General features: G+C 42.6%; 9 protein-coding genes. 5 read left to right on the plus strand and 4 right to left on the minus strand.

What is annotated here, in order from left to right:
• Positions 1 to 82: 82 nt before the first annotated feature.
• From FGG15_RS12010 to FGG15_RS12025, 4 genes are all read right to left on the minus strand, one after another.
• Positions 83 to 1,489, minus strand: a complete 1,407-nt coding sequence (locus tag FGG15_RS12010; RefSeq protein ID WP_138838266.1) for a sensor histidine kinase — start codon at positions 1,487 to 1,489, stop codon at positions 83 to 85.
• Positions 1,490 to 1,654: 165 nt separating this feature from the next.
• Complete coding sequence (locus FGG15_RS12015) at positions 1,655 to 2,200, minus strand: CopD family protein (RefSeq protein ID WP_138836530.1); 546 nt, start codon at positions 2,198 to 2,200, stop codon at positions 1,655 to 1,657.
• A gap of 59 nt (positions 2,201 to 2,259) precedes the next feature.
• Entirely contained in the window at positions 2,260 to 4,035 is a 1,776-nt protein-coding gene (locus FGG15_RS12020) for a MutS-related protein (RefSeq protein WP_138836532.1), read from the minus strand.
• 78 nt (positions 4,036 to 4,113) lie between these two features.
• Positions 4,114 to 7,248 (minus strand): WD40/YVTN/BNR-like repeat-containing protein, encoded by a 3,135-nt coding sequence (locus FGG15_RS12025; protein WP_138836535.1) that lies wholly within the window; start codon positions 7,246 to 7,248, stop codon positions 4,114 to 4,116.
• A gap of 213 nt (positions 7,249 to 7,461) precedes the next feature.
• Between FGG15_RS12025 and FGG15_RS12030 the strand changes: the two genes are divergently transcribed.
• From FGG15_RS12030 to FGG15_RS12050, 5 genes are all read left to right on the plus strand, one after another.
• Positions 7,462 to 8,595 (plus strand): SPFH domain-containing protein, encoded by a 1,134-nt coding sequence (locus tag FGG15_RS12030; RefSeq protein ID WP_138836537.1) that lies wholly within the window; start codon positions 7,462 to 7,464, stop codon positions 8,593 to 8,595.
• Positions 8,596 to 8,666: 71 nt separating this feature from the next.
• Positions 8,667 to 9,761: a TFIIB-type zinc ribbon-containing protein gene (locus tag FGG15_RS12035; RefSeq protein ID WP_138836539.1), complete on the plus strand. Its 1,095-nt coding sequence runs from the start codon at positions 8,667 to 8,669 to the stop codon at positions 9,759 to 9,761.
• Between the two features lie 73 nt (positions 9,762 to 9,834).
• Positions 9,835 to 10,590, plus strand: a complete 756-nt coding sequence (locus FGG15_RS12040; protein ID WP_138836541.1) for a LytR/AlgR family response regulator transcription factor — start codon at positions 9,835 to 9,837, stop codon at positions 10,588 to 10,590.
• A gap of 95 nt (positions 10,591 to 10,685) precedes the next feature.
• A complete protein-coding gene (locus FGG15_RS12045; protein WP_138836543.1) occupies positions 10,686 to 12,911 on the plus strand; it encodes a DUF5916 domain-containing protein in 2,226 nt (741 codons plus the stop codon).
• Between the two features lie 11 nt (positions 12,912 to 12,922).
• Positions 12,923 to 13,387 carry a nuclear transport factor 2 family protein gene (locus FGG15_RS12050; RefSeq protein ID WP_138836545.1) on the plus strand — a complete coding sequence of 155 codons (465 nt, stop codon included), beginning with the start codon at positions 12,923 to 12,925 and terminating at the stop codon, positions 13,385 to 13,387.
• Positions 13,388 to 13,392 lie beyond the last annotated feature (5 nt).

The following is a 13,392-nucleotide window of genomic DNA, read 5'->3' on the forward strand; positions in this document are numbered from 1 at the left end:
TGGTGTTTGGTGTTTGGTGTTTGGTGTTTGGTAAAATTACTGATCCAATAGCAATCATCCAATAGGGCTGGATAAGAGCGGGTTATTCCTTGGGAAATTTTACGGTGAATACCGTTCCTTTCCCTTCCTGGGATGTAAAATCAATGGTTCCCCTATAATTCTCAACAATGTTCTTTACCATACCCAAGCCAAGACCCATACCGCTGGACTTAGTGGTAAACTTAGGCTCAAATATTTTATCCTTGAAATCATCGGTGATTCCCACTCCATTATCTGCGACAGATATTTTTACTTCCATCCCTTCGGAGGCCACAGTGACCAAAATTCTCGGAGATTCTACCTCCGGCACCGCTTGGATCGCATTCTTGACCAGATTGGTGACCACCCTTATCAATTGGGTCCGGTCCAATTTGGCTATGATCTCTTTTTCATCGGAAATAAAATGGATATAATCCTCTTGAAATATTTCCAATGCCAACTTAACGATTTTGACCACGTTCAAGGTCTCATTTTGCTGGGCTGGCATGTTGGCAAAATTTGAAAAGGCCGAAGCAATATTGCTCAATGTATCTATCTGTTGAATCACGGTCTTGGAAAATTCTTGAATCTTTTGTTCGGCTTTTGCATCATTGGGATCAAACTTGCGTTCAAAGCTTTGAATGGTCAGTCGTAAAGGGGTCAAGGGATTCTTGATTTCATGAGCGACTTGCTTGGCCATTTCACGCCAAGCTTGTTCCCTTTCGCTACGGGCCAATTTGGCCGCGCTTTCCTCCAATTCATCAATCATTCCATTATAGGAATCCACCAATTTCCCAATTTCTTCTGTGGGCCTTTCAATGTAGATTTTTTCATTGCGCTGGGTTAAATCCGTTTGATCCATTTTATCAGAAATGGTCTGTAACGAGCGTGTAATATATTTGGAAATGAAGTAAGCCAAAATAATGGCTGAAAGCAGCATGAGCAGATAAACACCTCCCAATCTAAACATGAACTCCCGCAGCTCCATATTGCTGAAAGAATTGTCCTCAAAGTATGGTAAATTTACTATACCGATTGGTTTAAACTGTTCGTCATTAATAAAGGTATAAGAAGCCTGATAGTTGTCTCCTGCCGCCTTTTTCTTCTCTACATAGCGCTTTTCAGCCTGGACTTTTAACTTGTTCAGTACTTCGGCATCTAAGCAGTTGGAAATGGAATCGGCTTCAAAAGCGGGTCTAGAACTTTTGATCAACCCACCTTCCAGGTCATAAATATTGAAGGTGACATTCTGCACATCTGCAATCTTATAAATTTCATCTTTAAAGATGTTGCCTAAATTTTCCGTGCTTACAGGATAAGTGGTTTCCTTTAGAACATAGGAGATGCTTTGGAGAATTTGCTCTTCTTTTCGTTCCAGCCTGTTTTCATGGTAATCCTTGCTCTGTTCCCTGTACTGATAAATGGTCACGCCGGCAATCAAGACGGAAGCGATGACCACCAGCATGATCATGGTGAAGAAGATACGGGAACGTAGCGATAGTTTTTTAAACAATCCTTTTGCAGTTTGGAATAAAGTTAGCAATAATCAAGCCAATTTAGGTTCAAATGTCAAGCTCAACTTCAAGCTCAAAGTCCGTTAGTTGAACTTGAAGTTTGAACTTGTTCTTGAACGCTTCTACGCATTCGGATTTTTATCCCGGATTCTTTTGTACAATCGAATCCCCAGCATTAGAAGAACCGCCAAAACAATGATCCCTACAGTTCCGTAAATCCAATTGAAAGCATTTTTTAAGATGACCAAGAACACCACGGCGAACAAAACCAGTGTTGCCAGTTCGTTCCAAATTCGCATAAATCGAGAAGTGTATTTCACCTCATCTCGTTGCAACTGCTTAAAAATTTGATGGCATTTTAAATGGTAGAAAATTAGCAGTCCAACGAATCCCAACTTGATATGCATCCAGGATTGGTTCAGCCAGTCAGGCATCAATACCAATAACCAAATGGCAAAAAGCGTACACAAAATAGCAGATGGCCATGTAATAATATACCACAAACGTTTGGTCATCAATTTGAGTTGGTCGGATAAAATTTCCTTTTCGGGCGAGGTTTTTTGCCAAGCTTCAATATGATAAATGAACAAGCGCGGAATATAGAACAAGCCGGCAAACCAAGTAACCACAAAAATCAGGTGCAACGATTTTATATAGGGATATAACATTGGGTTATGGATTAGGTTCAAAATTCCAAGGCTAAATTTAAGGTTTAACAACCCTTAAATCATTCAACTATGCCCATTTTTTTTAGTAAAAAACTCGCATTCATGTTTTGGCAAATACCTTTTTTGAATTGGTAATCGAAGGTTAGTTCGCCGTCAACAATTTGGGCATCAAAAAAATAATTGGATACGTTTTCACGCTTTTGTGCAACCTCACATAGGCTAAGGTCATGGGTTGCCACAATTCCAGTGCCTTTAATGCAGACCAGTTTATCAATGAATTTTTGGGATCCAATGGCCTTGTCCTTGCTATTGGTTCCCTTCAGAATCTCATCCAGAACAATGAAGTACTTACCGGATTCCATCTCCTCAATAATAAATTTCAGCCTTTTCAATTCGCTGAAAAAATAGCTCTCATCATCCTTAAGACTATCAGTGGTCCGCATGCTGGTAATCAACTTTATTGGTCTATAGTTTGAAGATTCCGCGCAAACCGGAAGTCCAACATTTGCCATAACCAAATGCAGGGCAATAGTTCTTAAAAAGGTGCTTTTTCCCGCCATGTTGGCACCGGTAATGATATAAAAATCTTCAAGGCTGATGGCTATATCATTTGGCACAGCTTTATCTGGAGCTAACAAGGGGTGTACAATTGCTTTGCATTCCAGTGTTTTTCCTTCATCCAACAAAGTGGGATAAACATGCCCTGGATGATTGAAGGCATAATTGCCCAAACTGTTATAGGCATCAAAAAACGCAATAACATCAAACCATTTTGGAACCACATGCTTGTTTTGATTTATCCAAGCTTCAATATAGCCGCAGATTATCAAATCCCTCAGAAAAAAACCATTGAGAATGAACCCAACCAAAAGGTTATTTCGCTGATCCAATCGGTCCAAAAGATTGGAGAAACGTTTCAGCACTCCGGAGCTTGAGTTCGTTTCATTTTTAATTTCTTTATGTCTTTGAACTAGAAGCTGACTTTCAAATTTTTGATCTTCCAAGAGCGCCAGTAAACGGGAATATTGGGTAAAGGTGTTTTGTATTTCGGATACATGGACTGAAAGTTTGCTTACTTTCTTCACAAACTTCCCGCTTATTACCATACCCATGACAAAAACCGCCAATGTCCAAATCCAGGAAATCCATCCAATGCTACATGCAGTAATAATCGCAAGGGAAATTGCCGAAAAAACATAGGCCCCGTTTATCATCCTATTGGGTACAAAAGGGACGTAGCTGGAAAGCCACTGAATGATTTTATGAGCTGGGATTTGCGTTCTGACCAAGGTTGCCGTAGCGCCATATTCCTGCCTCCATTCGGGCTTGGCGGCCAACTCAGCTATGGCAGCTTGTTTTAAATCAATGTCTTCAAGGTTGTTGGACAAGAGTAACCTTGCCAGCTCCTTGGAACCACTTTCCAAAGCAGTTCTATTTAGGTATTGGTAAAAGGATCCGCTGCCAAACAAATCGATATCCTTGCTGTACCAATGATTCGACCCTTGAAATTCCTTTCCATCCGGCAATTCGGAAAACTCTCTTTGGAGTACACGAAGCTCTTTTTGATTTCGGGCCAACAACTCCTGAGTTAGGTGCTGTTGATATTTAATCCTATCATGACGAACGACCAAGTAGGCAAAAGTTCCTGCTCCTAAAAGGAATAAGGGAATGACAAATCCCAAGGCTCCCCAGGCCAAATAAATCCCCAATAAAGTGGCAATGGCCACCAAAAGTCTAATAGCGCTTGAAACATCCAGTTTTTTCCCAAGGATATTCAGCTCGTTTTCAAATTTTAGAGACTGGCTCTGGTAAAATGTCTTGGAGTCAATACTCATAAATCGTCTATAAATTTCCTGCGGCTCTTTTGGTTGCCAAGAGGCGCAAATTTAGACGAATTCCCGTCAGTTGTTCATTTATTCCTCCACAAATAGATAATTCAAGTTCAAACTGTTGAATTCTCGATTGAACTGTTGCATCTCCTCATCCACCAAGGCATCAAAAGTGTCCAATTGGGCGTTGATTTTGGCAGTCAGTTCATTTTTTACCGCTATGTCCTGGGCCGTAGGTGGGAAGTCATCTATGGAAACCAGACTGTTCAAATGTCCCAGTTTATTGGTCAACCGAATCGGGAAATTCAAGGGATCCTGGTTGCTACGGTTTTTGGTTTGGTACAAGGCTTTTTCAATAGTGCCAAAATCCTCCTTCATTTTTTTGGCTTTCTCCACCAAATCCTTGGTGCGTTCATCTTCCTGATATTGCTTGCTAAAAGCATCCAATCGCTCTGTTATTTTCCTGATTTTTTTGATGGATTGATGCGACCTCTCCACCGTAGTGTTGATATCAGTAATGAACTCATATTGTCTTTGCATATCTGCTACAGAGACTTCAGCCCTTGGGTCCGGTAAAATTTTAAATTCCTGTGTTTGGTTAGAACCGTTTACATTTAGGTGAACCTTGTACGAACCTGGAACTGCTTTGGCACCATCCAAATTGGCCCACCATAGAATCATCCCTTTCAATTTTTCAGCTCCTTTTCCACGTGTATTCCAAACATGGGTATTACCTCCTTGCTTTACTTTGAGCTTTTTCTTCTCCTCCTTTGCAAAAGTGCTATAGCTGGCCAAGGTATCTCCCGTCATAGAGGTATAAGTCAAACTGATACTATCTTTATCCGATACGTTTTTCAGATAGAAATGAGAAACAACACCATTGGGATGGTTTTGCCCCTCTGTCTTTGATGGCTTTTTTGCTGCCGTTCCCTTGGTGCGATAGCTATCCTTGGGTTGATACAAAACGGCAGTAGAACTTTTCTTTGATGCATCCAATTGGTGCAAGACCGTCAGATCATCTATAATCCAGACGCTCCTCCCCTGAGTTGCCACTACTAAATTGTTGTCTTTTATGGTCAAATCGGTGATTGGAACTATGGGAAGATTCAATTGGAAGCTTTCCCAATTTTGTCCGTCATTGAAGGAAGTATACATTCCGGTTTCCGTTCCTGCATATAACAACCCCTTTCTCTTAGGGTCTTCCCGGAGCGCTCGAGTAAAGTGCTCATTATTTATACCGTTTGTTATTTTTGTCCAGGTTTTTCCATAATCTGTGGTCTTATAGAGGTAGGGTTGGAAGTCCCCTAGCTTGTAGCGGGTGGCTGCCACATAGCAGGTGCCTTCATCAAAATTTGAAGGCTCTATACTATTGATCATACTCCACTCGGGCATGTTGGTTGGGGTCACATTCTCCCAAGTTGCACCCCCATCCTTGGTTACATGGATCAAGCCATCATCACTACCAACCCAAATCAATCCTTCCTTTAAAGGACTTTCATTGGCGGCGAAAATGGTACAATAATATTCCACCCCTGTATTGTCCTGGGTGATGGGTCCCCCACTACTTACCAATTTATTTGGATCGTTTCGCGTTAGATCATCGCTCAATAACTCCCAACTCTGGCCTTCGTTGGTGCTCATGTGCACATGATTGGAAAAGGTGTACAGTTTTTTGGGGTCATGCTTACTGAAAATGATGGGGAAGTTCCATTGAAAACGATATTTCATTCCTTCGGCACCATAGCCCATTGGGTTGTCTGGCCATACATTGATGCCCCGTACAGTTCCTTTATCGTGATTTACCCTTGTCAAAAAACCGCCATAACTGCCTCCATAAACTATGTCGCTATTTGTGGGGTCTACGGCAATGTGTGCTGATTCACCCCCAGCTGTTGGTTCCCAATCATCCTCGCCAATGGAACCTTCATCACTTCGGTGATTGATTCGGATGGTGGAATTATCCTGTTGGGCCACATAAATCCGATAGGGGAATGCATCGTCCGTAGTTACACGATAAAATTGTGCTGTAGGCTGGTTGTAATACGTACTCCAGGTTTCACCACCATCGTAGCTTACCTGTGCCCCTCCATCATCTCCAATAATCATGCGTTTGGCATTTTCTGGGGAAATCCAGAGGTCATGGTGATCCCCATGGGGTGCATTGAAGGTATTAAAGGTCTTTCCGCCATCGGTGGATTTATGATACCGAACATTGAGGACATAAACCACATCTTCATCCTGAGTATCCGCATAAACACGGGTGTAATACCAAGCCCGCTGACGCAATTTTCTCTCACTGTTGACCTGTGTCCATTTTTTCCCGCCATCATCAGAACGATATAGTCCTCCTTTTTCCTTGTTTTCCACAATCGCCCAGACTCGTTCGCTATTTTTTGGGGATACTGTTACCCCAACGATGCCCAAGGTGTCTTTTGGAAAGCCTTCGTTCTTGGAAATCTCCGTCCAGGTTTCCCCACTATCTGTACTTTTCCATAGCGCAGAACCGTCACCTCCGCTGCTTAAACTATATGGAGTTCGTTTGGCTCTCCATGTGGAAGCATATAAGATTCGCGGATTATTGGGGTCAAAAGTAAGATCTACCGCTCCAGATTGGTCATTGACAAACAACACTTGTTTCCAGCTTTTGCCACCATCAGTACTTTTGTACACCCCTCTTTCCTTTGTAGGTTTGTAAATGTTCCCCAAAACTGCAGCATATACCGTATTATAATCTGTGGGATGAATCCGGATTCGTGGTACATGCCTACTCTTTCCCAGACCTGCTTTTTGCCAAGTCTTACCAGCATCTTCCGTTTTCCAAATGCCATAGCCGCTGGATACATTCCCACGAAGCGTCTTTTCACCACCTCCAACATAGATTACATTGGGGTCACTTTGGGCCACTTCCACAGCTCCTATACTTCCGCCAAAATACCCGTCCGAAATGTTCTCCCACGAACGGCCACCATCCGTAGTTTTCCAAACGCCACCTCCAGTAGCCCCAAAATAAAATAGATTGGGTTCTCCAGGCACACCAGTTACCGCAGCGGAACGGCCCCCTCTAAACGGGCCTACCAAGCGGTACTCCAAACTGGAATACAATTCCTTGGGATATTCTGGGCTTGTTTGGATTGATTTTCTTCTTTGGGATTGCGTCGAGGTTGCAAAAAGGCAAAAAACCAGCAAGAATAAGCCGGTTTGCGAAAGCAAATGTTTCATTTTCTAGGATGTTGAATTAGTCGGTACTAAATGTAGGGAAAAAGTAAGTACCGTTTTTGTTTTAGGAACAGATTCAATCAGCCCCAATATTAATTCCATTTCAAATCAATTTTGATAGCGTATGTAACAATGTGGATAATTTTATACTAATCCCTTGGAGGAAGTAATCTTCCAATTTCTTACTTTAGAAACATCAACATAAAACACTTTACCATGGATATTTTTAGCAAGATCAAAGAGAAACTCACGCACGAGTTTATAGATATTATTGAGTGGCTGGATTATACGGATGACACTATTGCGCATCGGTTTGAACGCTACCAAAATGAAATTAAGAATGGGGCCAAGCTTATTGTGAGGGAAGGGCAGACCGCTGTTTTTGTGAACGAAGGTCAATTGGCGGATGTATTTGAACCTGGCACTTACGACCTCACCACCAAAAACCTGCCCATCTTAGCCACCCTAAAGGGATGGAAATACGGTTTTAATTCGCCTTTCAAAGCCGAGGTCTATTTTGTAAACACCCATCTGTTCACCGATGAGAAATGGGGCACCAAAAGTCCGATTACTTTAAGTGATGATCGCTTTGGCTTGGTGGAAATTAGAGCATTCGGAACCTATGCCTTTAAAATTTCGGATGCCGGAAAGTTCATCGTTGATATCGTTGGAACGGATAATAACTTCACCAGTTTTGAAATCAATGAGCATCTTAAAAGTTTGATCGCTACGCGATTTACCGACACGGTCGGAGAAGCCAATCTCCCAATTGAATTGTATGCGGCAAACACCTCGGAGCTTTCAGACACTTGTAGGGAGGTTATGGCTCCGGAATTTGAGACCGTGGGCATCTCTTTGGAGAAATTCTATATCGAAAATGTCTCCATGCCGGAAGATCTTAAAAAAGAAATCTTCGAGTATAGCCGAATCGACAAATTGGATCTGGACAAGTTGACCAAGTTCAAAACGGCCAAAGCCATTGAAGCTGCCGCCAAAAATGAAGGCGGAACCGCGGGTGCAGGAATGGGAATGGGAATGGGATTTGTATTGGCGCAGCAAATGGGTGGTATGATGAGTCCTCAAATGGGCGGCAATCCACAAATGCAGCAAGCAGGAACTCCCGTTCCACCTCCAATGCCAGTGGCAGTGCAATACTTTTACGCAGTAAACGGGGTGCAACAGGGGCCTGTTTCCTTTGAACAGTTGCAAGCCTTATTTGCTGGCAGAACCATCAATCGTGATAGCTTGGTATGGAAACAGGGAATGGCCAACTGGACAGCATTGAAAGATGTGGAAGAGTTAAAGTCGTTTTTGGGCGGCAATACCCCACCTCCTTTGCCGAACCCGTAATATTAATTTGTATTTCCTTTAAAAACAGTAATCCATAATAACAAGATTCCCACCTTCGCGGGAATGAGAGCATGGAGTCATCAATTCAAAAAACAGAGCTTAAAAAGCCCTGCCTCAACTGCGGGGCAGAACTCAAATACAAACCTGGAACCACCAATATCAGCTGTGAGTATTGTGGGCATCAAGAGTCAATTCAAGTAGACAAAAATGGGTTTGAAGAGCTTGAGCTATATCCCTATCTACAGGAGATGGGTTCCCAAAAGCACAGTGAAGAGATTTCCATGCTGCATTGCAAAAACTGCGGGGCCAATCAACATGTGGAGGAAAATTACAAGTCCCTCCATTGCGTGTATTGTAGCATGCCCTTAATCTTGGAAGACGCCTATAAAGAGGAGTGGATTTTGCCCGGGGCCGTACTGCCCTTTCAAATAGAGAAAGAAAAGTCATTTCTTATTTTTAAAAAATGGGTGGATCGCTTATGGTGGGCACCCAACAAACTAAAAAAGGCCGCTTTGGATCCCCAGTTTACCAAAGGACTTTATTTACCCTACTGGACCTTTGATGCTCAACTTTCGGCATCTTATTCAGGACAACGGGGGGAATATTACTACGAAACGCGGAGGGTAAGAAATGCCCAAGGGAAAATGGTTTCACAGCGGGTTCGAAAAACGCGTTGGTATCCGGCATCTGGAAGAGTTTCTGGTTTTGTGGATGATACTTTAATAGAGGCCTCAAAGCAAAAATCAGGGAGAATCCCCAGCAATATTGCACGTTGGAACCTGAAGAAACTTCAACCCTTCAATAGCAGTTTTCTATCTGGTTTTGTTACCGAAAAATATACCATCCCGCTAAAACAAGGTCATCTTCATTCCAAGGATATTGCTAAAGATATTGCCCGTCGTTGGTGCAGACAGGATATTGGTGGAGACACCCAACGGGTGACCCAAATGGACATGCAACTATCGGAAGAAACATTTAAACATATTTTGCTTCCGGTATATATCAGCGCGTATCGATACCAAGGCAAGGAATACCATTTCTTCATCAATGGAGAAAATGGGCAAATTTCAGGGTCCAGACCTTATAGTTTTTGGAAGATATTTTTTGCCATAGTTTTTGGGCTTATACTGATAGGCGTATTGGTGTTCCTTGGGAAAGGAAGTTGAAAACAAAAATATCAGCTGTTTAAAGACCGTTAAAGTCCATCCATTCCATCTGTTTTTCCACTACATTTACTGCATGTCCAAACGGATTTCACTTATTAGCATTTTTGTGCTACTCAATATGGGCCTGGGTCGTCTGTTTCAAGAAAGTTTGGGCGCCAGCTGCTTTTCCGAACTCTCCATCTTGGCCATTACCAGTTTCTTCTTTTGGAATTTCTCCGCTCGGCAAATCAAAACTTGGAGTGGAAAATGGGGTGTTACCGCATCGGGAAAAAACGTATTGATTCAAGGCGGTCTGGGCTTATCCGCTTCCGCCATAAATATTATTATTGGACAGGTTTTGGTAATTTTCTTGATGACCACCATCTACAACTGTACCTCTCCCAGTTTCAACATGCTCAATGCAAGTCTTACCAATAACATAGCCGTAAACCTGCTTTGTTACTTTGCCTTGTTGTTCTATTTTATCCAATCTGAAAAATCAAAAGAGCGCACCCCAACACCCGATCCTAAAGAAACCCGAATTCCCGTTTCCAAACAGGGGTATCAATTCCAGTTGCAACCCAACGAAATTATTTATGTGGAAACCAGCAACAACTGTGTGGTTCTCCATACCGAAAAAGGGAAGTTTGTAAAATACCAAAGTTTAAAATCGCTTTCCGAGCTGCTGTGCCCCAATACGTTTAAGCGGGTGCATCGCTCGTATTTGGTCAACTCAGAGTTTATTTCCCATATCCAAAAAAACCATAGCGGAGATGGCAAGCTTAAATTGAAAACCGGAGACGACCTTAAGTTTAGCAGAACCTATCTTCAGGAATTGGCTCAAATTTAGATTCCGCAACTCGCCCTTTTTTTTCCGCAGCTTACATAGCTAATTCATCCTCAAAGATTTTCCACAAGTAGATTTGACCAAAACGGTAATTCTACATGCGAAAATTCATTTTCCTAGCCTTTTCCATTATGCCGATGGTTATGCTCACCCAGGATTATTTAAACAATACCACCAATATTCATGGAACGACCCACGAGCTCGATTTGGATGGTTTTTTAAATGAAGCCCTTTGGGAAGAGGCCCAGCGTTTCCCGTTTATGGAATGGCGCCCAGATTGGGGTGCACCGGATAGTCTTACCACACTTTTTGTAACCTTTGATAAGGACTATCTCTATGTGGCTTTGGATGCTAATGACCCCAATCCAGAGAAGATTATCGGAAGAAATCTGGTTAGGGACGGCTGGTACGGCGACGATTATTTTGCCTTCCAAATAGATCCCAACCGTACACGTAAAAATGCCTTCATCTTTAGCATTTACCCCACGGGTAGTAGATACGATGATGCCATCTATAATGACAATGTGCCCTTAGGCAATGCCCCTTCCACTCCGGCATATGACATGCTATGGGAAGGCAAGACCCAAATTACGGATAAAGGATGGCAAGCCGAATATCGAATTCCCCTGTCCAATTTGAGATTTGAAATCCGGGATGGAGAAGTTTTGGGCGGAATCTCCGCGCAGCGCACCATCAATTACGACAACAAGCTTTTGGTATATCCCGAAGTCCCCCAAAACATTACTGGGGCCAATGGCAAGCCCTCCTTAAAAAAGCCCGTTCGATTTGTAGGTTTAGAACCTAAAAAGGACCTACAGGTCACCCCCTACCTGCTGGCATCCACACAGAACAATTACCGCCTTAATTCCAACCAATCAGCCTATGAAAAAAATGCATTCAATGAATTGGATGTTGGCCTGGATATTCGTTATGGCATCACGCCAAGCCTTACTTTGGACCTCACCTTGAACACGGATTTTTCTCAAGTGGAAATAGATGATCAGATTGTTAATTTAGGTCGGGTATCCATTTTTTTTCCTGAGCGACGTAAGTTCTTTTTGCAACAATCGGGACTGTTCGATTTTGATATGGGCATCCTTTCCCAACTCTTCTACAGCAGGACCATTGGTATCAACAATGGACAATTGACTCCCATTATTGGCGGTGCCAAACTTACTGGGGAATTGGGCAATTGGGACTTGGGATTCTTATCCCTACAAACCGAAGGAACCCGCATAAACTCCGAAGCATTGCCCACAGAGAATTTTTCAGTCTTGCGATTGCGCAGGAAGGTCTTTAACGAAAGATCTTTTATTGGGTTTATGGCCACCAATCGGGCAAGGAAAGATTATATCAATACTGCTTTAGGCATAGATGGTGTTATTGATGTTGGCGATGAGAACTTCATCATTACCTCCCTGGCCACAACGGTGGAAGGTGAAGATTTTTCCAGTGCGGATTATGGCTTGATTGACAATTCCCGTTTTGCATTTCAGTTCGCCCGGCGCAAACGCGACGGATGGTTTTATCGCGGAGCCTACGAATTTTCAGGCAAGGCATTCAACCCGGGAATGGGATTCCTGCTTAGGGAAAAACACCACAATTTTTATGTTGGGCTCAATCATGGAAAATTCAATTCCGATAGCGAAAACAATACGTTCCAATACAGAAGATGGATGCCGATTAATTCCGACCTGTATTTTACCACGGATTTTTCAGAGGTACTAACGTGGTACAACAGAAGTCAGTGGTCTGGAACCTTATTTAACAATGATGCGGTTATGCTCTTTGGGCAGGTCCAATATGAATTCCTTCAAGAACCACTTCAATTTTCGAACAAGATTACGATACCACAAGGTGATTATTTTTACTCCTTTTTTGGTGCTTCGTACACCAGTGGTTTTCAAAGGGCATTTAAAATTCCTATTTCTGCAGAGTACGGAAGCTTTTTTGATGGAGAGAATCTCGAGCTTAGGCTATCTCCCGAATGGAGCGTCAATGAGCATCTCACCTTTGAAGGATCCTGGCGCCTAAACTACCTCAACTTTAAGGAAAGGGAAGTAAGTGAGTGGATCAATGTGCCCCAACTTCGGGTTAATTGGGCCTACAACCTACATCTTTCGGGAAGTATCACCGCACAGTACAACTCTATTCAAGATCAAGTGTTCACCAGTGCCCGATTGCGATACAACTTTCGGGATGGCCATAATCTGTATGTAGTTTACAATCAGGATTACAACACGGACCGTATGCAGTTTATGCCACAACTACCTCGATTCAACAACCAGTTGGTTACCCTCAAATATGTTTACACATTCTTCTAAAACTTCAAATCATGAAAAAAACGATTGGTATTTTAATTTTGCTTTGCGCACTATCCGCTTGCAAGGAAACTCCGATGGAGCCGCAAACTATGAGCCTCATTACTCCAGCAGATCACGGAATCCTAAGAAATCTCAAAGAAGTCCAATGGCCTAAAGCCTACAGGGAGCAAGACACAGTGTTATTGGATAAAATTCTAGGAGATGACTTTCAAATGATAGATGCCAGTGGTACCTGGTCAGACAAACAAGGGGAGTTGGAATGGATCAAGGAAAATGCCATGCAGCACGACTCTTTTCATTATGAAATAAAGCGCTTGGATGTTTTGGATAACGGAACCGCCCTGATTTGTGGTACCGGTCATATCATCAATGATTCCATTGAGACCATTTATCAATCCAGCAATATCCTGATCAAACGCAATGGAATGTGGAAGGCCGTGGCATCGCATGTGTCCGGAATCAAACAGCTTGAATGATCTTA

Source organism: Flagellimonas algicola, from assembly GCF_005937185.1.
GTDB classification, from domain to species: domain Bacteria; phylum Bacteroidota; class Bacteroidia; order Flavobacteriales; family Flavobacteriaceae; genus Flagellimonas; species Flagellimonas algicola.